22 protein-coding genes are annotated in these 22132 nt (G+C 62.1%); 5 read left to right on the top strand and 17 right to left on the bottom strand.

Annotated elements, in window-relative coordinates; translation table 11 throughout:
- Position 1: 1 nt before the first annotated feature.
- The gene (locus tag ACZ9J7_RS20880; RefSeq protein ID WP_476211995.1) at positions 2-1342 is read left to right on the top strand and encodes an MFS transporter; all 1341 of its coding nucleotides are present in this window, start codon (positions 2-4) and stop codon (positions 1340-1342) included.
- A 16-nt stretch (positions 1343-1358) separates the two neighbouring features.
- Here the strand turns inward: ACZ9J7_RS20880 and ACZ9J7_RS20875 are convergent, their stop codons facing one another.
- Together ACZ9J7_RS20875 and ACZ9J7_RS20870 are read right to left on the bottom strand one after the other, a co-directional pair.
- On the bottom strand, positions 1359-2825 hold the full coding sequence (locus tag ACZ9J7_RS20875; protein WP_476211994.1) for an amino acid permease: 1467 nt from the start codon (positions 2823-2825) through the stop codon (positions 1359-1361).
- 185 nt (positions 2826-3010) lie between these two features.
- A complete protein-coding gene (locus ACZ9J7_RS20870) occupies positions 3011-4141 on the bottom strand; it encodes a 1-aminocyclopropane-1-carboxylate deaminase/D-cysteine desulfhydrase (protein ID WP_476211993.1) in 1131 nt (376 codons plus the stop codon).
- Here ACZ9J7_RS20870 and ACZ9J7_RS20865 point away from each other — a divergent pair.
- From ACZ9J7_RS20865 to ACZ9J7_RS20855, 3 genes are all read left to right on the top strand, one after another.
- A complete protein-coding gene (locus ACZ9J7_RS20865; protein ID WP_476211992.1) occupies positions 4094-4612 on the top strand; it encodes an Lrp/AsnC family transcriptional regulator in 519 nt (172 codons plus the stop codon). The two genes, ACZ9J7_RS20870 and ACZ9J7_RS20865, sit on opposite strands and share 48 nt — an antisense overlap.
- 454 nt (positions 4613-5066) lie before the next feature.
- A complete protein-coding gene (locus ACZ9J7_RS20860; protein WP_476211991.1) occupies positions 5067-6407 on the top strand; it encodes a hypothetical protein in 1341 nt (446 codons plus the stop codon).
- Positions 6408-6716: 309 nt separating this feature from the next.
- Positions 6717-7046: a histone-like nucleoid-structuring protein Lsr2 gene (locus ACZ9J7_RS20855; protein WP_476211990.1), complete on the top strand. Its 330-nt coding sequence runs from the start codon at positions 6717-6719 to the stop codon at positions 7044-7046.
- 76 nt (positions 7047-7122) lie between these two features.
- On the opposite strand, the gene ACZ9J7_RS20850 is transcribed toward ACZ9J7_RS20855, so the two are convergent.
- From ACZ9J7_RS20850 to ACZ9J7_RS20800, 11 genes are read right to left on the bottom strand one after another with little or no spacing between them, the layout of a single operon-like run.
- Positions 7123-7557, bottom strand: a complete 435-nt coding sequence (locus ACZ9J7_RS20850; RefSeq protein WP_476211989.1) for a DUF4913 domain-containing protein — start codon at positions 7555-7557, stop codon at positions 7123-7125.
- Positions 7558-7573: 16 nt separating this feature from the next.
- Entirely contained in the window at positions 7574-9346 is a 1773-nt protein-coding gene (locus tag ACZ9J7_RS20845) for a type IV secretory system conjugative DNA transfer family protein (RefSeq protein WP_476211988.1), read from the bottom strand.
- Positions 9343-10917, bottom strand: coding sequence for a helicase HerA domain-containing protein (locus ACZ9J7_RS20840; RefSeq protein ID WP_476211987.1), 1575 nt, complete (start codon positions 10915-10917; stop codon positions 9343-9345). The genes ACZ9J7_RS20845 and ACZ9J7_RS20840 overlap by 4 nt, the downstream gene beginning before the upstream one ends.
- Positions 10917-12425 (bottom strand): SCO6880 family protein, encoded by a 1509-nt coding sequence (locus tag ACZ9J7_RS20835; protein ID WP_476211986.1) that lies wholly within the window; start codon positions 12423-12425, stop codon positions 10917-10919. The genes ACZ9J7_RS20840 and ACZ9J7_RS20835 overlap by 1 nt, the downstream gene beginning before the upstream one ends.
- Positions 12412-13665 (bottom strand): TrbL/VirB6 family protein, encoded by a 1254-nt coding sequence (locus ACZ9J7_RS20830; protein ID WP_476211985.1) that lies wholly within the window; start codon positions 13663-13665, stop codon positions 12412-12414. Before ACZ9J7_RS20830 ends, ACZ9J7_RS20835 begins: the two co-directional genes overlap by 14 nt.
- A complete protein-coding gene (locus ACZ9J7_RS20825; protein ID WP_476211984.1) occupies positions 13662-14402 on the bottom strand; it encodes a DUF8175 domain-containg protein in 741 nt (246 codons plus the stop codon). The genes ACZ9J7_RS20830 and ACZ9J7_RS20825 overlap by 4 nt, the downstream gene beginning before the upstream one ends.
- Before the next feature lie 26 nt (positions 14403-14428).
- On the bottom strand, positions 14429-14698 hold the full coding sequence (locus ACZ9J7_RS20820) for a hypothetical protein (protein WP_214944378.1): 270 nt from the start codon (positions 14696-14698) through the stop codon (positions 14429-14431).
- An 11-nt stretch (positions 14699-14709) separates the two neighbouring features.
- The gene (locus ACZ9J7_RS20815) at positions 14710-15309 is read right to left on the bottom strand and encodes a DUF6668 family protein (protein ID WP_476211983.1); all 600 of its coding nucleotides are present in this window, start codon (positions 15307-15309) and stop codon (positions 14710-14712) included.
- 36 nt (positions 15310-15345) lie between these two features.
- Positions 15346-16806 carry a MinD/ParA family ATP-binding protein gene (locus tag ACZ9J7_RS20810; protein ID WP_476211982.1) on the bottom strand — a complete coding sequence of 487 codons (1461 nt, stop codon included), beginning with the start codon at positions 16804-16806 and terminating at the stop codon, positions 15346-15348.
- 44 nt (positions 16807-16850) lie between these two features.
- Positions 16851-17363 carry a hypothetical protein gene (locus ACZ9J7_RS20805; RefSeq protein ID WP_476211981.1) on the bottom strand — a complete coding sequence of 171 codons (513 nt, stop codon included), beginning with the start codon at positions 17361-17363 and terminating at the stop codon, positions 16851-16853.
- Entirely contained in the window at positions 17360-18439 is a 1080-nt protein-coding gene (locus ACZ9J7_RS20800) for a CHAP domain-containing protein (RefSeq protein ID WP_476211980.1), read from the bottom strand. The genes ACZ9J7_RS20805 and ACZ9J7_RS20800 overlap by 4 nt, the downstream gene beginning before the upstream one ends.
- A 191-nt stretch (positions 18440-18630) precedes the next feature.
- Between ACZ9J7_RS20800 and ACZ9J7_RS20795 the strand changes: the two genes are divergently transcribed.
- The gene (locus ACZ9J7_RS20795; RefSeq protein ID WP_476211979.1) at positions 18631-18960 is read left to right on the top strand and encodes an ArsR/SmtB family transcription factor; all 330 of its coding nucleotides are present in this window, start codon (positions 18631-18633) and stop codon (positions 18958-18960) included.
- Positions 18961-19099: 139 nt separating this feature from the next.
- Here ACZ9J7_RS20795 and ACZ9J7_RS20790 read toward each other — a convergent pair whose 3' ends face one another.
- The 4 genes from ACZ9J7_RS20790 to ACZ9J7_RS20775 all read right to left on the bottom strand — a co-directional run bounded on the left by ACZ9J7_RS20790 (position 19100) and on the right by ACZ9J7_RS20775 (position 21689).
- Positions 19100-19558 (bottom strand): hypothetical protein, encoded by a 459-nt coding sequence (locus ACZ9J7_RS20790; protein ID WP_476211978.1) that lies wholly within the window; start codon positions 19556-19558, stop codon positions 19100-19102.
- 92 nt (positions 19559-19650) lie between these two features.
- Positions 19651-20268 (bottom strand): phosphatase PAP2 family protein, encoded by a 618-nt coding sequence (locus ACZ9J7_RS20785; protein ID WP_476211977.1) that lies wholly within the window; start codon positions 20266-20268, stop codon positions 19651-19653.
- The gene (locus ACZ9J7_RS20780; protein WP_476211976.1) at positions 20269-21255 is read right to left on the bottom strand and encodes a hypothetical protein; all 987 of its coding nucleotides are present in this window, start codon (positions 21253-21255) and stop codon (positions 20269-20271) included.
- A complete protein-coding gene (locus ACZ9J7_RS20775; protein ID WP_476211975.1) occupies positions 21252-21689 on the bottom strand; it encodes a hypothetical protein in 438 nt (145 codons plus the stop codon). Before ACZ9J7_RS20775 ends, ACZ9J7_RS20780 begins: the two co-directional genes overlap by 4 nt.
- Positions 21690-22132: the final 443 nt, after the last annotated feature.

Below are 22132 nucleotides of genomic sequence, written 5' to 3'. Positions count from 1 at the left end.
GATGGCAGAGTCAGGAGAGTCTGCAACCGCGGTTAAGGAACCAGGCGCAGTACGCATACGTGGCCGCGCCAAGGATCAGGTCCCAGTGGGGGTCGGAGCAGCAATTCTCGGGGCCGCGATCTTGGGAACTGCGTTCAACCTGAGGCCAGGCGCCGTTGCCCTCGGCCCCGAACTGGGGGCTGTCAGGGCTGGACTGCAGCTTCCGGACGTTGTGGCAAGCACCCTGACAACCCTGCCTTTGCTTTGCTTTGCCCTCGTTGGTCTGGCCTCCCCATGGGCAGCCAAAGCATTCGGGCTGCACAAAACCGTGGTTGCCAGCCTTTTCTTCATGGCAGTCGGTCAGGGCGTACGCGCCCTGACCGACTCAGGCATCGTCTTCGTGGCCGCGAGTGCGGGAGCCCTTAGCGGCATTGCCGCGGCCAATGTCTTGCTCCCTACACTGGTGAAACATCACTTCCCGCATCGGCTGGGGTTGCTCAACGCCGCCTACGGAATATCCCTCACGCTCGGGGTCGCAGCTGCCGGTGTGCTGACGGCGCCGGTTGCCGGTCACTTCAGCAGCGAGGAAGGGTGGCGTTTCGGGCTCGGTCTGTGGGCAGTCGCCGCGGCTGTGGGGATCATTCCCTGGGCATTCGTCACCCGTGTTCTTTCGAATCGCCCTGCCCGAGGCAGCTCGGCTTACGTTCCGTTGGCCAGCAGTCGGGCTGGATACGGAGTAAGGGAGGTGTTCCGCACGCGCCTGGGCTGGATCATGGCGGTGTTCCTGGGACTACAGTCCCTGCATGCTTACGCAATTTTTGGTTGGCTGCCCAGTATTTTCACCGCGGCAGGTATCTCTGCAGTTAACAGCGGCTTGTTGCTCGGCCTGACGACGGCTGTGGGCATCCCCTTGGCATTTATTTTTCCTGCGTTGGCCGCCCGCCGCCAACGCCCCATCGGGATCATGGTAGTCACTGGCGCAGGCATGCTCGCCGGCTATCTTGGCCTATTGCTGGCCCCAGAAACCCTTCCCTGGGCATGGGCCATACTTCTCTCCCTTAGCACCGTGAATTTCCCAGTAATCATGACGCTCATTTCCTTCCGGTGCCGGACAGCAACAGGGGTATCGGTCCTATCAGGCTTTGCCCAAGGAACCGGGTATCTCCTGGCCATACCCGGGCCCTTCCTTGTCGGTGCTCTGCACGACATCTCAGGGAGCTGGATCCCGCCGCTGCTATTCCTTGCCCTTCTGGTCCCGCCCATGACGGTCATGGCGGTCATCTCCACACGCCCCCGCATGATCGAAGATGAACTGGCGCCTACGACCATCCCGCCTAAACGCAACCTCCCGCTGGCAAAGTGAGCTACCAGCCAACTCGCTAGCGGGAGGCCTTGAGGGAAGACTCGCCATGGGGCCCCTTCAGTAACACTCCATCCGAAACAACGGCAGTCGGTGAAGTCTCATCGACAAGCTCCATCCGGACGCGCCCTTGGCCCCGCACGAATAGGACGTAGCACAGGACGAGGATAACGACCCAGATCGCACCAACAATCAGTGCCGGGCGGGTAGCAGGGACGATCCCAATGAGGACGATGACCAAACCGATCATCCCCATTGCGAAGTAGTTGGCCACCGGCCACAACGGCGCAGGGAATTCGCTGGGCAGCAAGCCGTCGTTCTTAATTTCTCTTTTCATCCGAGCGTGAGAAATCAGGGTCATGAGCCACACGACAACGACGGCGAAAGTTGCTAAGGCGGCGATGAGGAAGAAGACCTGATCATGGAACCAGATGTTCAGGAGCAAACCGACAAAGAGTGAACCCGTCATGGCGAGCACTGTCATGAAGGGAACGCCCGTCTTGGTGGCTCTTAGGAAGGTGCGGGGCGCCTGTCCCTGTTCGGCCAAACCATGAAGCATTCGGCCTGCGGCGAAAAAGTCTGCGTTGATGGCCGACAGCGCCGCCGTAATGACGACGACGTTGAGGACATGGGCGGCGCCCTCGAAACCGAGGTTCTGGAAGATGGACACGAAGGGGCTTGTTTTGCCGTCGATGGTGTTCCACTGCTGGATCGACATAATGACGGCCAGGGCCAACACGTAGAAGAGCAGGATTCGGACGGGGACGGAGTTGACCGCCCGGGGCAACACCTTCTTCGGGTCCTGCGCCTCGCCAGCGGTGATACCAATAACCTCCGTGCCGCCGAAAGCGAATATGACGATGGTGAGGGAGAGCAGGATGCCCCAGACCCCATTCGGCATGAATCCGCCGTGGTCGACCAGGTTTTGCACGCCGGCTGCATTCCCGGACTGATTGCCGAGACCAAAGATGATAATCGCGATACCTCCGACGATCATCGCAACAATGGCAACGATTTTGATGAGCGCAAACCAGAACTCCAACTCACCGAACACTTTGACGCTCACGAGGTTGGCGGCAGTGATGAAGAGGATTACTGCCAGAATCCACACCCAGCGTTCGACATCGGGGAACCAGAATCCCATATACACGCCGAACGCTGTGACGTCGGCGAGGGCAACAACGAACATTTCGAACGTGAAGGTCCAGCCTGTGAGGAACCCGGCAAAAGGACCCATGTATCGCGATGCATACTGCCCAAACGATCCCGCAACAGGATGACGGACGGCCATCTCCCCTAGGGCACGCATGACAATAAACACGACGGCGCCGCCGAGCATATACGCCAGCAGAACAGCTGGGCCTGCGGCTTGGATCGCTCCCGCAGAACCGTAAAACAGTCCCGTGCCGATAGCTGAACCGAGTGCGATCATCCGGATATGCCGGGCGGTGAGACCTCTGCGGAGGCTCGACGCTTGGTCTTTCATTTTGCTGCCATTCTCCTTTGAATGATGGTGATAAGTGATCAGATGGCGGTCGTTCGCGACACGGGTGGCCAGGGTCGAGTAAGGGGTGGTGGAAGCGCGGTCCTATGTCATCAAAATTTGCTGCCACAGGAACCGGCACTCTAAAAGACGCCAGCCGCCGGGATGTAACCCCGGGCTACTTGGGATCAGAGTTGAATTTCTCTGAGACGGGGAAGGCTTGACCAGATGCTCTTGGTGTAGCTCGGGTCGAAGATTGCGTGGTAACCCCCGGTGTGCCAGAAGAGGACCGGACCTTCGATAGTTGCTTTTCGGGCCATGTCGATGATCGCTGCCACCGCTTTTGCGGTATAAACGGGATCGACAATGATTCCTTCGAGTCGCGCCATGAGATCGATGGCTTCGGTAACGCCAGGAGCTGGCTTTCCGTAACCCTCTCCCAAATAGGCCTCGGTCAGCTCCAGGTCGGATGGCTTGATGCTGATGGTGGGAGCGATGAGGGCTGCAGCTTCGTTTGCGAGACGGAGATAGTTCGCCGGCACATCGTCATACACTTCGCCTGCAACAACCACGCCAATGATGCGGGTAGTCGCCTGGCTGATCGCACGCCCCAGAGTGAGGCCGGCATGGGTGCTCCCTGCGGAGCTGGCATGCACGATGGTGTTGAACCGTGCACCCTGCGCCTGCATTTGTTGGTCTGCCTCGATGTACGCCCGGGCGAAACTTGTGGCGCCCCGACCGGTAGCTGAACCGATGGGAAGCCGGTATACCCGCTCACCCGCTGCTTCCAGTTCACGGATGACGTCTTCAGTCATTCGAGCAAGCTCGACCCAGGACACGTCACCGACCAGACGAAGATTGGCTCCGAACAGTGCATCGAGGAGGATGTTTCCCACGGGCTCCTTCGGCTCATCGTGGCAAAGCACGAGCGTGCACGTCATTCCAATCGCTGCTGCTGCCGCCGCCGCCGCTCGCGTCGCATTGGAATGGCGGGATCCTTCGGTAACGATGTGGGTTGCGCCCAGTGCTTTCGCATGCGCAAGTTCCATCTCGAGCTTACGTACCTTGTTTCCTGCGAGGCCGACTGAACCCAAGTCGTCACGCTTGGCCCACACTTCGACTCCCAGTTTCTCACTCAGGCGAGGCAGGAACTGCACAGGAGAGGTGAATCCTCGGAGATCGATGCGTGGCAAGTCAACAATCTGTGATGTATTCATACCGCGAAAACTTAGAGAATCGCCAGCATATGCACAACCGAAAAATTTCCAGGTATGCATTTGCACGCCGTAGATGCTCCGGGGCGATGTATCGTCTGTCATATGTATAGCCTTGATGCCATTGACGCCCGCATACTCCTGGCACGAGATAGCTTTCCCGACGCCTCGTACATCGAGCTCGGTAACCGGCTAGGACTCTCACGGAATACGATTCACGCTCGACTTAAGCGGCTCCAACAGGAAGCTCTCGGATCCGCCAGCGCTGCTCTCGCACCCTCAAGCCTCGGAAGACCGCTAACCGCCTTCGTCACGCTATCGGTTTCCCAGCAATCGATCGACTCTGTCTATGCCAAGATCACTGCGATACCAGAAGTCGTTGAAGCCCACACAACGACCGGGGAAGCCGACCTTATGCTCAGAGTAGTTGCACGCGATACCGTGGATTTGCACAGGATCACCCAGAGCATCCAGTTAGCGCCAGGCGTGCAACGTAGCAACACCTCGATAGCGACAACCGAAGTCATCCCATACCGAATTTCATCGCTCCTCCAAGAAATGGCAGGGGGCGAATAAGGCGGGTGCGGAAGCACACGGCTTCAGGGAGACCAACCGAAACATGTACCGATACCTACACCCAAACCTGACGTCACGTACTAACCAAAAGACCGTCAGAACAGGACCCGATCTTCATTAACTGACAATGGCTTGAGAAACTCCTAAATCCCAACCTGACACCGGTGGCAAACGCCTCCCAACGGCCATACCATTGGTCACCAGCTCGGCCGACCAGCATAGGGATGACATCTCCATGGCTTCCGGCCAAGAGATCAGCTCCCCGTTGGCTTTAGAGCGGTCGCGTGGCACGCGGGCGAACAGCCCGGACGGAACAATGGCCCTGACCTTACGAGCGGGCTGGGTGCAGGATGTGCCTGTCGAAGCGCGGCGTGAATCCCTCCGTGAGCGAGAATCGAATTGCCCGCTGTAGACCTTTCGGGCCCAACCGCAGCCTCGGGAAAGGAATTGCCTCTTGGATACCAGCAGGCCGCCACACGGAGAACGCCAGCGCAAGGCTTTATTGGCGGAGATCGTGGCGGGAGGCGACACTGCCGAGAAGCATTACCTAGAGATCAAACGGCAGCTGGATTTCTCATCAAAGGAAGAAACCACAAAGATAGCCAAGTTCATACTCGGCGCTGCTAACCGACTACCAGCGACCGCCGAACGACACTTTGGCGGATATGCGGTCATGGTCATTGGGGCAGAGAAGGGCGGTATGCCCGGCGTCCCAGCAGGGACTGAAATCCTCGATATAGAACAGAAAATCAACAAGTTTCTGCTTCCGGGCGGCCCGCAATGGGAGCTCGAACGGGCGCCAGCTGATTCCGTTGGTCAGGAGGTTCTTTTCATCCTTGTGGACCCTCCCCAGGACGGTGACCCTATCTTTCTTTGCCGCGCTGACTTCCAGGGCAGCAAGGTCAACCTCGGAAGCGGAGACATTTACGTCCGCGCGCAGGGGCAGACAAGGAAAGCCACAGCTCCTGAAATTGACGACCTCATGACCCGTGCAGGGAAAAAAGCCCTGCCCGCGCCGGAACTCACCGTATCCCTGGTGGGAGAAGCCCACAGCTTGGACCTGACGCCAGAACGGCTGAATCACTTCATCGACAGCGAGGTTGAAAAAGCCAGAGCTAAACACCTATCACCTCCTCCTTCAGGGGCCGCTCCCGGAAGCCCGCTTTTCGCAGCTCTGAACTCCCATGCCCTGCAGGGGCTTGACCCATCCAGGCTGTCGCCGGAGGCATTCGGACGGCAAGCCCTCGCATGGGAACAGCAGATCCGCTCCGAATGGCAGGAGAACCTCGGAAGAATCGCCGGGGCGGCACTGCCGGGGCTTGTGATCGAGTTAGGAAATCGCCAGTCCACCTTCTTGGAAGCGGTCCGCTTCGACCTCGTGCTCGAAGGCGCTTACGGGGTGGACGTCGAAGACCCCGACGATGTTACCCCTAGGAAGCTCTTTCCCCCCGTGATAGAGAAACGAAGCCCCTTTGGGCCCGATTTGGGACTTTTCGGGCCCAATTTCAACAGCATCAGGCCCACAATCTCCCACTACCCACTGAAGTGGAAGAACGTCGGTGAAAATCTGCACATAACCGTCGAATTGGATCAGCTTCGGCCTGGAACGCCATGGGTCAGTGACGGCGACGATTTCGTTGTAATCTCCTGGCACGATGACACCACGCTGTCGGGTACCTGGCGTGCCACCGTTCGCGGCCACCATCAAGCTTTTGACGGTGAAGTTGTTTTGCCTGTGGGTGCGGAACACAATATACAGACCCTCTACGGGCAGTTGAGGGATCAAGGACAATGACTGCTTTCCTCGGACCTAGAGCCTCGGAGCCAACTCCGTTCGCACCTTTGTAGTCCAACCCCGGTTGGGCAGCAGCTAACTCGTGGACGGCCCGAGCAGTAGGCGCGCCAGAACGAGGATCCCAAGGCTTGCCAATAGCCTTTGCTGCCCTCCATGTCGAGAAGGCAGCACCGCCGCAAAGGCACAACCGTTGATGTCCATCTGCCCCCCATCCGGGGACTATCCTTTTGGGTTATCCACCGCTACTTGGTTATTAATCACCGGTTGAGTGGCGCATCCGTTCGTTCAACAGGCTGTTAAAATCGTTTTATGGCAAAAAAGACGGTCGTGGTTCTGGAAGATGACATTGATGGCTCGGAAGCTAGCGAAACGGTATCTTTCGCCCTCGACGGCAGTGAATACGTGATTGATCTGAATGAGGGGCACGCGAGCGAACTGCGTGGAGTCCTGAGTCGTTTTACCGGCGCTGGACGCCGGGTATCTGGCGGACGTGGTCGTCAGGCGGCCCGTACCAAGTCCTCCCAGGGTGGGCCGGACGCTAAAGCGGTACGGATGTGGGCAGTTGAGAACGGCATCCAGGTAAATACTCGTGGTCGTATTCAAGCGGAAGTCGTAGAGAAGTACGAAGCCGCTCACTAGGATACGAAACAAAAGAAAGTCGGGGCTGGGATCTCTAACGGATTCCAGCCCCGACTTATTTATTGAACCGATGCTTTTAGGTGGGGATAGCCCGCACGTCCGGAAACCAGCCGGCGGGGGCCTTCTTTGGTTCGAGATGTTCGGGGTCGCGGTGTTCCTTCATGTCGCAGTTGTAGAACGGGCCTTGCGGGTCCAGGAGGACTCGCATGTGGTGGTCTGCGTGGTCTCGCCACCAGACGCTCATGCCGGTGGCGGGGTCGAGGCGGAGGTGCTCCCAGGCCCGCCACATTGCCGCTACTCGCGAGACGGCCTCGGGGTGGAAGTACCACTCGATGCACCACTTCGCGGATTTTCCGGTGACGCTGCGGACATAGGTGGGCAGCAGTTGCTCGTGTAGGAACTCTTCGGCCGAGCCATAGACCAGCTCGGGGGCCTTCTCCGTCTTGTTGTCGTTGCCGCTTGGCCCGGGGGCAGGAGTGTCCGTATCAAACAGTCCAAAATCGTCTGTCATGGCAAATACTCCCCTTTTAGCTCTTTACCCATGGATTTGATGCCGGCGCAGCTGCCACCACCGGCACCTCCTCTTCCTCGGGCTGGGGGCTGTACTTTTTGATTGAAGACTCCACCGCGTCCTTGTGGGGGCCGGTGTACCAGGGCATCGTCCGGACAAGGGTGGCCGGCGCCCCAGAGGCCAGGACGACGGCGCGGCCGCGGTCCAGCTCAGCGAGGTTGGAGACATCCAAGATGCGCTCCTTCGACTCCTGTCGGGAGCGGCTGGATCCGGACTTCCCGGATGAGACGGAGACGTTGATGTAGCTGTAGTCCCCGATCAGGTCAGAAAGGGCGCGGAGGAAGCCTTCTTCTGCGACACCGCCGCCGTAGACCTTGACGTTGGCAGCGGACCAGATTTTCCGCATGTTGGCCTCGCCCCAGAGTTCGACGCCCTGGGACCAGGACTGCAGGATGCCCATAACGATTAGGCCCTTGGAGCCGTAGTGGCTGAACTGGTCCGGCAGGCCGGCCCATCGGACGACGTTGGCCAGCTCGTCGAGGGCGAAGAGCGCAGGTTTGGTCAGGCGGCCGCCGTTGCGCTCGGCCCGTTCCTCCATGGCTTCAGCGATCGCCACGGTCAGTGCCGTGGTGAGTGGGGCTGCTGAGCCTGCCCCTTCCTTGGAGAGGATGTAGATCGTCTCCTGGGATGCGGCGAAGGCGTGCGGGTTGAATTGCCGACGCAGATCACTGGCGACGCTTGCCCCTCCGGTCGGGGCGACCCAGCGGAGGGTGTTGCGGCTCTTGAGGCACTGGATCATCTTCTCGGCAGTGCCGAAGATACCGTCGCGCTGCTTGTCGGCCAGCTCCAGCGTGGACTCCAGGCCCTTGTACTGCAGCTCATAGTCGTGGGCTTTGAGGATGTTGATCGGTTCGCGGTTCACCTGCTCCGTCACCCACAGGTAGACCTGCGTGATCGGCAGTTCCCCGAGCGCGGCCGCGAGGAAGTACGAGGACAGGATGTCTTCTGCTTTGGGGTCGAAGTAAGCGTCGGGCTTGGAGCCCGGCACCCGCGACCCGACGGAGAAGTGCTGGGTGAGCTTGTACGCCTTCTCTTCGTCCGTGACGTAGGACAGGGGGTTCCACCACCAGTCTGGTTCTTCCTGGGCGATCTTCTGCGGGTCGAACACCCAGACCGGGGCCGTGGTCTCGCGGACGCCACGGGTGCCGTCAACGACGTCACGCTTATTGGACGTGGAGACGACGGCGCCGGGAGCGTCCAGGATCGCGGGCATCACACGGGAGGTCGATTTACCTGTCCGGGGTCCCCAGATGTCGAGGCTGAGGTCTTCCCAGGACTGGACGAATTTCTGGCCGGTGGAGACAACTTTGCCGACGACGATGCCGGGGTTGTCCTTGATGCCCAGTCGTTCGGCCTTGGCTTGGGCTCCTTTGTGGGAGAAGGCAGCGAGGGATTTGCCGCGGCCGAGGTAGCGGGCGGCCTTGTCCACTCGGGCGCGCTTGGACGCACCTTGCCGCCACGCCACCAGGACGACGACGGCCAGGGCCAGCACCAGGCCGACCAGCACGCAGACGACGACTGTGGACTGGACGGGCCAGAGCACCTTGCCCTTGATGAGCCCGGCGATCAGGTCAACGGGGTGGGCCGGAGGTGCGTCGATGCCGGCCATCCATGAGCCGATGTGTGCGGCGGCGTACGTGCCACCGCCGAAGACGACGATGAATCCGATGGCCAGCCATACGAGGATGGCCTCCCCGAGGCCCATGCCTTTGCGGTTCGGTGCGCTCACAGCGAGCCTCCTTCAGTGGGCATGACGGGTGCGGCGGGGTCAAGGATGGGTTCCGGCGCTCCGTGCCATTTCCCGTCGGTGTCGTTGACGCCGTCCGGGCCGTGCTCCACGGAGGTCAGTCCGACCTGGACGGGGATTCCGGGGCGGCCGCCGACCTTGATGAGGAACTTTCCACGTCCTGGCGGTTCGACGTCGACACCGCGGGAGTCCCACGCGGGCGGGTCCTGCCAGGAGATGAGCTTTTGCTGTTCCTGGCGGGACAGCGGGATTGCGGAGGTCAGCAGCGGCATTTCGGATGCGGGGAGGCCGCCGCAGATGACCATGCCGGAGCGTTCGACGAAGCCCCGGGCTTTCATCCGGTCCTCTTCTGCGGGCAGTGCCAGCAGGTCGGACATGGTGTGGGAGATCATGATTTGCCCGACGCCGACGGACCGGTTGAGCCTTGTGAGCGCGTCTACCCGGTCGACCATGCCTTTGCCGGCGCGCAGGGCCCGCCACAGCTCATCCAATACAACGAAGTAGTTCCTGCGCGGCTCCAGGCCTGCGTCGGCGAGGGCGTTGGCGACGTTCACGGTGCCGAAACCGTAGGACCAGCAGGCCAGCAGCACGGCTGCCTGTAGATCGGTTTCGGTCTCGTCGATGCTGGAGACATCGAAGACGACGGCGCGGTCCCGCTTCATCGGGTTCGTGGTTTGCCGGGAGAAGATTTCGCCCAGCTTTCCGCCCCCGGTCAGGCCCAGTAGGGTTGCTTCGAGCGCCCGGGTTTCCTGCAGGTAGATGCTCGTGTCGCCGCGGTCCAGCGCGACCTGGCGCAGCTCGTCCGGCGCGGAAACGATCACGTCCAGCAGGTCTTTGAGGACCGGGACGCCGTCGAAGCGTTCATCGAGGACCCGCAGGGCACGGTCCACGATGGTTTGTTCCTGGTCCGTGGGCGGGTTGTTCCGGCTGATGGTGATGAGGGAGACGACCATGGTCAGGCGCCGGCCGTGGGCGTCGGCGCGGACACGCGCTGCGTCTTCGTGATGCCCGCTGTCTTCGAGCAGCTGGGCTGCTTCGACGGCCTGCCCTGGATCGAGGATGTTCATGTAGCCGACGCCGCGGCCGAGCTTGATGACCTGCCCGCCGAGGGCTTTGACGGCTTTGACGTGCTCGCCTTTGAGGTCGCCCAGGATCAGCGGGTGGACGCCCTGCGCGGAGAGGCCGATGAACATCCGGCGCACGACCGTGGACTTTCCGAGGCCGGGTTTTCCGAGGATGAACGCGGACGGGTTGGAAATCAGCCGTGCGCGCTGGAACCAGCTGATCGGGTCACAGCACACCGTTGCCTGGGTTTCCTCATGCCGGCCCAGCGGGACGCCAATCATGGGCGATGACGCACCCGAAGAGAACGGCCACAGCCCGCAGACCTGGACGGTCGTTCCCCGATACTCTCGGACGGACGGGAGCAGCTGGGCCATGCCGCCGCCCCGTCCGGTCCAGCCCCGCGAGCCAGGCCCTGCTTCCTTTGCCGGAACTTTTGCTGTCTTTACTGTCTTTGCCTTCTTTGCTGTCAAGAGCGTCATACGGGCCATTAGAGGGCGTCCTTAATCTCGGTGGGCACCATGCTGTGTTTGGGCAGGACCAGACCGAGGGGCAGGGAGGCTGCGAAGGCGGTGTCCTGGGAGCCGTAGGCGCGGCGCAACAGCACCCGGGCAGTGCCGGAGGTCTGCTCGATGGCGGCAACGGCGTCGGGCAGGCGTTCCTTGTCGGTCACCGTGGCGGTGACGACCATGCCGAAGTTCACCAGACCGGCGCCCTGGGCTTCTTCCTGGGCGGTCTGCGCAGCAGAGCGGGCATCGATCAGTGCCCGTGCTGTTGGGCGGGTGCCGGAGGTGATGCGGACGTTGGCGTTGTTCTGGTCCCGCTCAACGACCGTTGCGGCGCGGGCCGAGTCCATCGGGCGGTAGAGCAGGGAGACGCGCTTGCGGTCTATGTCCCCGTGCGGGGCGAGCAACCGTGACAGGACGGAGGAGTTTACGGATCCGCGGGGAGCACCGGTCATGGTCCAGGAGGCCGAGAAGGCGGAGTCGTGGCGGTAGTCGTCCCAGCTTGCTTGAGTCGCGGTCGGGCCGACTTCGCCCCAGCTCAGGGATACGGGGGTGCCGGCGGCGTGGGCTTCGTCGATGATGAGCGCGGCGGGCGGGTCGTAGGCGATCCGGACAACCTCGCAGAGTTCCTGTGCGGACATGGGCCGGGCGATCCCGGCCCCGGTGGATTGCAGCCGTGCCGACAGCCCGGGGATCCGGGAGGCCAGGTCGCGGGCGACGTCTTCGGGGGTGCGCTTTTTCGAGCCTGCGCGCAGGGAGGCATTGAAGGTCAGGGATACCCAGGCGCGGACCGTGGCCGATCCTTCCGGGTAGGTGTCGACGACCTCGTGGAGCATGTCCCTGGCGAACTGCGGAGCGTTCGGGTCGATGTTCATCAAGACCTCATTCCGCAGCCGGTACCCGGAGTCCGGGGCGGTCTCGACGGTGACGGCCGCGGCGTCCAGGCCTGCCTCGTCGGCGAGCCCGGCGAGCCAGCCGCCCCAGTTCGCTACCCAGGCATCGACCTGCTCGGGGTCAACGAGGGAGGCGCCGTCAGGTTCGGTGGAGAAGACCACGGTGAAGTGGCTGGTGGCCGGGACGTGGAGCATGGCGAAGGGGCGCTTGTAGGAGTCGGTGAACTCGTACAGGGTTGACTTCGCTGCCAGACCGGGAAGCTGGTACATGCCCCACTCGGTCACACCAAGGGGGCCGGAACGGTAAAGGTTCGTGCCGGAGGACTTGGAAACCTTGAAAGCCATACGGGTACCGAAACGGTCTACTACGGACTGGCCATGCTTGTCCTTCACTGTCAGCAACAGCGCGCAGGCGCCGGCGACGGCAAGGACGCCAAGGCCGACGAACAGGCCCCAGATCGCGAAGCTGACGATGCCCAGCAGGAGGCCGACCATGACGATACCGGTGCCGATAGCGCCGAGGTTGCCCAGCCCGGCTGAGCGTGGAACGCGCCAGTTCCCGTAGGACGGTTCCTTGTATTCGGTGTTAATTGCTGCCACTGGGGCCCTCCCCCGTTGAATCCTGCGCGGTCGTCTGGATTGCCTCTGATGTCTTGGACGCCACCTGTACGCCTGCGGCTACGGCCATGCCAGCCGGACCGGCGGCCGCGACTCCCGTCGCAGTCCCAACACCTCCGGCCGGTGCGGTCGCTCCCGCCGTGCCTGCAGTGCCGGCGGCGCCGCCCGGACCGGTAGAGCCAGGCGTTGGCTGCCCTCCGCCACCCCGGGGACCCGAAGAGCCGGAGCTGCCCTTGGGAAAAATACCCGAGTTCGTATTGGTCGTGCTGCTAGTGCTTGCAGGCGTGGGCGCCGCGTTACCGCGACCGCTGCCTGCGCGGCCCATGGAGACAGCTCCTGTAGCAAGCGCACCCACGGCAGCCCCAGCCGCTGCCCCGCTGCCGGCGGCCACCGCACCAACCATGGGCGTGACGAACCGCATCAAAGCCGGGAGCGCGAACAATGCCACGATCATCAGAGTGAACCCGCTGATGGAACCCACCAGGGCATCACGCCCGCTGGTATTGCCCATCAGCAGGAACGCGACCGAGTACACGATGGCTGCCGCCGGCTTGTAAAGGATGAAGGCGATCGTCCAACCAATTGCCTTCTGAAACCACTGCCTGCCCATCTCTGTGTTCGTGAACGCTGCCGTGGTGGGCAGGATGCCCGCCAGGATGACCAACATGCCGCTCCGAACTACCATCAGCACGATTTGCACCAGTGATGCGATCAAGCCGATGAGACCCAAAACGATCAAAATGAAGGCACCTACGCCGCTCTGACCAGTCACGACTAAAACCTGCATGGACTCGGCGAAGCCCTTGCCGTCGGTGGAGCGTTCAATGATGGCCGAGGCAAATGTGTCTGCGGCAATGATCAGGATTGAGATGACGCCCACCCCAAGACTGGAGACCACAGTGAGGGTGATGAGGGAGCGCAGTAGATCCTTCAATGGTGCGCCGCGCTGCTCCCAAATCATACGGATGCCGCCGATGATCACTGCCAGGACCGCCAACGTCAGCGTCCATGGCCACAGCTGACTGTTCACAGTTGAGACGACAGGGCTTGCCCCGGTCCGGTCCTCGCTGATCAGGTTCACGGTCGGCATGGAGACCCAGAAAGTCGACAGCGTGGTCACCATCTGGCTCATTCCTTCCATGATGGACTTCGCCAAATTGCTGACTGCGTCATCGGCCAGACCCTGAACCCAGTCCCCAACAGGGTTCCATGCGGGTTTCATGCCCCACTCCACGGGATAAGGCCGGACAGGTCTCGTACCTGCCGCGGTTCTTCCAGGGGCGCCCCATTATCGGCGACGACGCCCTTCCAGTCGCCGTCCTGCCACAGTAACGTCGTGCGAACGGAGGCAAGCGCACCGTTGTCTGCCTTGAAGGCCAAATCGACGATGGCTTGGTTTGCCGTATAGGAGACGTTGAACCCGGCAATCTGGATCTTCACTGAGGAAGAAGGAGCCTGAGTTTGCGGAGCTTTCATACCTGCCTCACGGCCAGGCCCCTTTACAGCAAGCTGTTCGGCGATGGCACGTTCCTTGGATGGATCGCTGCCCAGTGCCCAAAGATTCACAGCTGCATAGAGCGCACCTTTTGGGGTGTGCGCGAAGCAGGACCTGATCCCCTGGTCATCTGTTTTCCCCGGACCAATTTTTGGGTCGGTGGGTGCAGCCATCGTTCCAACCAGTTCCCATTTAGTTTCCGGTGCTGCTCCCAGTGACGTTTCCGCCGATGCTGGCAGACCGCAAACGCTGCTGTCAGCGGCAGCGGCGTTGGAACTGGGGGCAGCAGTCGTGCTGGTGGTCCCTAGAGCAGATGGCGCGGGTTGGGCGTCGCTCTGTTTTTTAGGGAGCAGGAAGATGAGAATTCCTGCTGCCAGCAGCACGACCACCAGCACGGCCGCGATGATGAATCCGGGTCTGGTGAACGGATTGCTTTCGGTCGTGCTCTCTGTTGACTGGCTCATTCGTATCCTCCGTTGATGGTGCTGGCTTAGACGAAGGCGCGGACGATGCCCGCGGCCCCGGTGATGATGATGCAGCCCATCAGCACCCAGCCGAGCTTGCCAATCGCCTGCGCGCCTTCACCGCGCTGGAGCTGGATAACCATGCCGATGCCGACGATGATGACGCCCAGGACGCCCAGGACCAGGCCGATACCGGAGGCCCAGTTCAGGATGGTCAGCAGACCGCCGGCCTGCGCCGGGACAACCGGAGTGGGGTTGGGAATGACGCTGGTGGAAAGTGCAGTGAACGTGTTCATGGTGAGACCTTTCAGTGGTTGGTTGCCGTGGCCAGGGCGGCCACGTCGGCAATGAATCGCTGGTATTCGCGGGAGGCTGGCAGCTCGGTGGTGTCGGTTTGCCGCCAGACGTCCACCCAGGGCAGAGTCCAGAACCGGGGTGCCCCGCCGCCTACGAGGACGGCGAAGTCCCGGAGTGCTTTGGGTGTCTTTCCCGGGGCGTCTGCCAGGACGGCAAGTCCAAGCAGGTCGATCTGCGGGGCCGCGCCTGACGCCCACTGGGTGAGCGCGTTCCTGGCAGTTGTCAGGCCCCGCAGGTCTGCCCGGCAGACAAGCAGCACCCGCGGCTGGCCGCCGCTGGGGAGAACAGGCCAGCAATGCTCAGTGGACCGGGCAGAGTCGATAAGGTCAGCGATCCGGCTTTCACCGGCTCCCCCATGGGTACCGACAACCCAGAGACGGGCCGTACCGGCCATGTTGCGGGACGCGAGCCGGTCTGCCGCGTCTGGTTCGACCATGCCCCGCAGCGGCGCGCTGATGGTCGACGGCGGCGGAACGGCCGCGTCCAGTGTTTCCTCTGCCGGTTCATCCGCTGTGGGGCGGGTAACCCAGGGGTTCAGGGTCTGTTGCACGATTCCTCCTCTCAGCTCGTACGTTCCCTGACCTTCTCAGAAGCCTTTGGCGACGGCTGCCGCCGCGGCGAGCCATGCCCGCTGGGTTGCGGGCTGGAGCGCTTCGTAGCGGATGGCGCCGTTGACCAGGGCGGGGTCGTACGGGATGCGGACGACGGCGCGCACGAACGGCTTGAAGCCGTCCGCGATCCGCTGTGCTTCGGCTTTGGCACGCTTCAGGGCGTCCCCGGTCATGCTGCGCTTGGCGTCGGTGGATTCGGAGACGATCACGACGGCGTTGCGCGCCAGCTGGGCGTCGTGGCCACCGCGGGATTCGAGGGTCTGCAGCGTCAGGCGTGCTGCTTCTGCGCGGTCCTCGATGGCGGTGACCGGGACGACGAGCTGGTTGGTGTGGTCGATCATCCGCCGCCAGTTCGCTGCTCGGGCGGTGTTGCCGGAGTCCATGATGACCAGCCGGTAGTACCTGGTGAGGACCTGGTGGGCGATGTCCACTTCCTCGGCGGTGACTTCGTGGTCGCCTTCTTCGTTTTCGTCCGAGCGCAGCACGTCGAACTTGTCGGCGGTCTGGTGGTGGACGAACTTGGCGATCTCGGCCGCGTTCGTGGACGGGGACAGCAGCTCGGTGGAGGAATCGATCAGGTCCAGGACGCTGCGGTCGTGTGCGCCTTTCTCGGTCCGCCATCCCAGGGTGCCCTGGGATTCGTTGTTGTCCCAGGCCACCGTTGCTGCGCCGCTGTAGCGGGCAAGGATCGCCGAAAGCATCACAACGGTGGGGGTCTTGTTGGCCCCGCCCTTGCGGTTGACCACCGCGATGGTCCGTGGGCCGGGCCAGTGCTGGCTGACGGTCCGGATGTCTTCACGCTCGGACAGTTCCTCCTCCGAGGGGTCCATCCGGAAGCCCAGGCGTGTCAGCGCACCGCGCCAGCCCTGCGTGGCAGGCTCCAGCACAGGGGCACTGACCAAGAAGGAGGTCTCCTTCAAGCTGCGTCGGGTCACCGGCGCATCGGCTGCAGCAGCCTGCTGCGGTGCCTCATCGTCGTCCGGAGCCACGTCCTCGGCCAACGCCGTGTTGGCTGGAAGGGGCGGCCAGGGCTGACGTTCCACGGTTGACTGGGCGGCTTCAGGCTTCACAGCAGGCGTTGCCGCTGGAGTGGTGTCGCTGGTTTCGACGGCGGCCGCAGCGGGCATGCTGGCGGGTGCGGCAGTTCTGCGGCGGGCGGTCCGGGGCTCGTAGGAGACGGATTCGACGTTGCCGCCCGGGTGGACGATCAGCTCGCCGTGGCCTTCGGGATCTTCGATGCGGACCCGGACGGGGCGCTGCAGCGTCGTGGCTTCGGCCACGACGAGGGCCAGTGCGTTGTCGCGCAGGTCCTGCAGGGTCTCCCCTGCCGGGACGACGCGGGAGTTTCCTGCGACGACGACCTCGGCGGTGCCGTTGTCGCTGATGATGGCCTTGATGTTCGGGAAGGCCAGGACCTCTGTTGAAGTGGTGCTCATAAACCTGATTCCTTACGTTGACGGGTTCGGTGAAGTGCGGACGCCTAAGAGGCGGGCGGCGTGAGTCGGTTGACCTTCCATGCGGCCTCCGGGCCGGTGCGAAGCAGCTGCAGGGTGTAAGTCCCGGCGTCGGTGGGAACGGCTGCAAGAACGCCGTAGCCGTTGGTGTCATCAACTGTCAGGGTCGCGGGGCCGGTGACCCGGGTGGCGGGGACGTTGGCAGGGTCCACGGCGGAGTAGTCGGCGGTGGCCTGTGGTGTGAGCCAGCGGGCGAGGTCGTTGGCCCACTGCTTGTCCTCCGGGCTCGGGCGGGCGAAGTCCGTCATTGCCTTTTGGGCGGTGTCTACGGCGGCGTCCTTGCTAGCCTGGTCCCAGCTGATGCCGGTGGTGGCCGGCACGGTGCCGTTGGGGGCCTGCGGGCCGCTGCCCGCGCTCAGAGAGACGGGTGCAGAAGCCGTGGCTGCCGTGCTGATCGCCGGGACCGGTGTGGTGTCCGCTGCCGGTGCGCAGGCCGTGCACAGCAGGACCACCGCGGTCAGTGGCAGTGACTTTTTCACTTCTTCTCCTCTTGGGTGGGCAGATACAGGAAGGCTGACGGGACCGTGTTGCTCACGGTGCGGGTGTAGTAGTTGTGGTCATCCGGTGGCGGGTTGCCGTTGTAGCCCTCTTCGACGTAGGTCCCGTTGTCCTTGACTTCCTTGACCACGGCGACGTGCCCATAGGTCGGGTCCGCTCCCCCGGCGCCGGGCGCGTACCAAACGACTGCGCCCACCTTGGGTGTGCTGCCAGTGGCCCAGCCCTTGGCGTCCCAGCCGGCCTTCCAGGTCAGAGCGGAACCGAGGCCCTGTCCGTCCGGGCGGAAGGTGCCGTTGAGGAACTTGAACGGTGCGCTGGTGGATCCCATCTGCTGATTCACCCGCCACAGGGCAAAGTCCACGCATTCGCGATAGAACATGCCAAGCGGCGAGGCCGCCGCTGCTCCCGCTCCGGCCTGCATCCACGTGGGTGAGTTCTTCCACGGGTAGTCGTCCCCGGCGCCCGACTGCCCTGGAATTGCGCAGCCGCCGCCTTCCAGCGAGAATTTGCCGTCCGAGAGTGCCTGGACGAGTTTCACGGCTTCGGGCCAGTACTTCTGGTAGTGGTAGGGGTCCGCGTTCCGCTGGACCTTGTTGCCGGCAATAGTGGGCTCCAGCAGTTCCCAACCGGCTACCTTCTGCAGCGCCTTGATGAAGTTTGTGGCGCTGATCGTGGGGTCCATACGGTCTGAGTACGAGCCCCAGGCGCCGTTCCCACGCTGTTGGAACAACCCACGGGAATCCGGCCCCGCGGTGTCTCCGCGGTCCACGACACGGAGTCCTGACTCCCCCAGGGCGACCATGACGCTGATCATCTGGCCCTTCACGGGAAGGTCGAGCGCGTTACCGGCACCCATAATCGCCGCGGCGTTCTTCAACTGCTCCTGGGAGTACCCCTCGACCTTTGTATCGTCGTTGATGGTGACTGAGACGGTCGGGCCGCAGTCGGCAGCGGCCGGCTTCGCCGGGGCAAGGAGCAAGAGGATGGAAAAGACCAATCCGACCAAGATGCCGGGGGGCACGATCATGGCCACGAGGCCAAGCGACTTCCGCTGCATCACGACGGACCCTTGCTGCGGAGGCGGACGGGCCTGTTGGCATCGAACAGCGTCGTCATCCTGCTTCCCCCCAATTTGAACCTGCCTTCACCTGATGGCACTGACTTCTACCTTGAGCATAGCGGTTAATTAAACTATCCGCTATGGTGTTGTTATGCGAGCACACACGCAGGTACGGCAAGATTGCAGGTATGCCCAGGTATGCCCATCCGAAGACCGCTGCTCCTTTGGAGCCGGTCATTAATGCGTTCGGGAACCTGACCAGGGTGGCCATCATTGGGTTCCTGGCGCAGAGCGGTCCTGCCACGCGGGGCGAGGTCGCGACGGGCCTCGGCATCGGGGTGGCGACGGCAAAACACAATCTGCAGTTGCTCACCGACGAGGGGATTACCACCCAGGATCCGCCGGCCACGGAGGAGCGCAACGGGATGAGAGTGCAGTATCTGCTGGCGCGGGAAGAGGTCGAGCGGCGCTACAGGCTGCTGGGTGAAGCTTTGGGCGTAGTTGCTGAGGGCGGCTAAACGCCCATTGCCGCCAGCTCCACGACCACCCTTGGCTGGGTGGTGATGGTCAGGACGGCCCGAAGAACGGCTTCCGGCGGCCTGCAGGTAGCGGCGCATACACCAATCCTACTGAAATAATTTCAGTAGTGAATTTCTTTCAGTCGGGCGGGGTGCCCTCAGGCCGGGGTCGGCTCGGAAGATTCCTCAAGGCCTCGGTTACTGCCCGGACAGCATCGATGTTCACTTCGCCAAGGACGCGAGCAGCAAAATGTTCTACCTCTGAGATGCGCAGAGCTTCGATCAGCCGAAGTTCGGCCTCGACCCTCTCGGGAACAGGGCCGCTGCGCTGCAGCAGGTAGTCGGGGTCCACGTCGAAGAAGTACGCGAGAGCTTTCAGCAGCTCCGGGTCCCACCGGTTATCCGGGGACCCCGCAAGGAGCCGATGCCACCGGGTCTTCGTCAGATTGAAGCCCTGTTCGGCCAGGCCGGCGCGGATCTCTTCATAGGTGAAGCTGGCGGCACCTTTGGCGTGCACGATGTCGAGAAGGAGTTGCAGCTTGGACGCCAAGACCTCCCGGTCTGTCCTGCTGTCAACGGGGTCGGTGCCCTCAGTCATTTTTCCTGCTCTCGGAGCTGCATCTGGCCGTTCGTTGTACCGGTCTGCTGTTCCAAAACTGGGGACCCTGAACGTTCAGAAAAAATACTATGTCAGTTCAGAATCAGCAGGCAGGCTGATCCGAATACGACAAGCCCTGTTACGAACCCGGCCAGTACCTGCGAGAGCGTGTGATCCTTCAGGTAGACCCTTGACCAGCACACTAAAGGCGCGGCAATCACAAACGGGATTGACCAGACTCCGAACAGTATTGCAGAGGAAATTGTCGCTCCCCCAAGGGTCATCGCGTGCCCGGATACTTTCCAAAAAGGGCTCACGATAATGAGAGCCAGGATTCCGCCGAGAATCCCAGCAATCAATGCCCAAACCGTTAGCGGCGTGTGGATCAACGTCAGTATTCCGCAGCCGACAAGAGCCGATGCCAGCGTCCACAGCATCACCGGACGGCGCTGCTTCTTGTCCCCCACATGGTGATCGGTGAGTGTCCCCCGGCGGGCAAGAATGACGACCACAAGCAACGGGGCCAAGCAGATTGTGACGGCGGCTACCAGCCCAGGAAGCAGCGCGGCCAACCCTCCCCCGTCACGCACTGAAGCGAGAACGAGCAGCAGCGAGAGAACGAGAGGCGGCTGGGCCACTTCCGTTGAAATGCGCGCGATTCGCTGAATCACCGAAGGTGTAACGACTGCGAATTGGGTGTCTGTAGCCACCTAGATTTCCGCCCTTTTCCTAAGCTCCAGCCCGAGGGGCTCGAATGTGTTGGTCAACCGCCGCTGAGCCAGGAAAAGCGCCCTCTCAGCCGGCGGGGAATACGTTGCTTGTTGGCCCGCGGCGCGAAGGTCACCGATGGCGATAACCAAGGTGTATAGGCGCTCGGCCGGGCGCGGGCCCAGGACGTCCACCGCAAAAGCAAAGCGTTCCCCCTTAGCCTTCAAGGCAGGAAACTTGCAGTGGAGTACGAGAATCAAGAACCGATCCACGAGAGCCAGCCTGCGCCACAGACGCACCATAGGCGGGATGCCGAGGCCCAGCGATGTGAGCAGGATTCCGCTGTAGAAGAAGGGCGTGAACAACAGGTACGTCAGATCAGTCAGCGAACTGCCGAAGCCGACGAAGCGGAAGCTCATATAGATGATTTCGTCAATACAGCCCAGGACCATGAGGCCCATTCCGATGCCGACGACCGTGGCGCTGGTGCGCACGGTTCGGCTGTCACGTGGACCAATGCTCACACGCAGGACAGACAAGCCCAGACCGCCAAGGATCGCCATGTAGACAGTTGCGTAAACATAGACCGCCGGCTGGTGCACCGTTTCCGGTATGAACGCGTCCGTCGTCGGGACGAAGGATTGAAGCGTGAATGGGATGACTATGGCCAGCAGGAGAGCTGCCAGAAACAGCGGCCTGCGAGTGAAGCGCTGCTTGATCTCCGGTTCCGTGGACAGCGCGCTGAAAACACCCTCCCGGACCAGCCACACCGCAGCCGTGACGAGGAGGTTCCGCACCAGGTGAAGCCAGTTGGTCCCCCCGATGAGAGCGTCAAGGGTGCTCTCAGGGACGATTTGGCCGGTACAGAAGAGACCTACGACGCCGACGCCTGTTGCTCCCAGGAACGCCGTCGACGCGTTGTGGCGCGCAACGAGGTACAACCGTGCCACGAAGACAATCGTCAGCAGCCAAAATGCAGCTTGAATCACAATCCAAAAATCCGTTCTGCGTTAGAGACGCAGGTGTCCTGGCCTGTGACCAGGCGTTGAGCGAGTGCATAGGCAAGGTTTTCCGCCGCCTGCTCCGCCTCTTCCAGTGGAATCGCGGCAGGCCGGCACATCCAGCTGATTCCGCGGCGCTTGCCAATTCCGGAGAAGAAACCGGCCGACTCCAGCCCGTCAGATGGTTCGCCCTGGTGCCCTAACAGGATGTGGCCAAATTCGTGCAGAATAACGTGCCGGCACCAGAATGCGTGACCGCGGCGGTACTGAATGAGACCGCGGTCCGGCATATCGACCCAGCGACCGGTGACACCATCTGCCAAGACCTCGTCTGCGACTTCGTCGAACTCCAACGGTTTGCCGTAGGCGCGCTCTACTGCACTGATCAGATGTGGGAGGGTGGGCGAGGCCGGCAGCTGCAAGGACTCGATTGTCCGCAGGGACAAATCAGTAGGTTCTAACAATTGGTTCCCCATCAGTTCCCACCCCAGTGAACATGCCACTGAAATTATTTCAGTGGTGTGTAGTATTGGTTTAGCGCCTGACTCGACTAGTCAGGCAAGGGCAAACCATACCAAGGTGCTCTTAACTCTGCTTGTCACGCGGCGCGCCTCTGTCATTTCCCCACGTCAGATAGGTAAACGATGCGACACGCCGAACCCGTCGGCCTGTGGACCTCGCCACGGCCAGGGTCGCGGAAAAGCCTGCCGGATGGTGAAGTGGAGCCGAAACTACGTCGAGCCGACAATAAGCGCGACACGCCGAGGGCCGTCCCACTTAAACGAATCTGATTCATGTTGGGTATGAAAAGAAACTTCGGTCCTGGGGAGGGAAAATGGCACAGCGAAGCAAGGGCGAACGCCAC

The organism is Pseudarthrobacter sp. TE9888 (genome assembly GCF_056279345.1).
Note: the sequence above shows the minus strand (reverse complement) of the source record. Positions and strands in the feature narration are given on the sequence as shown.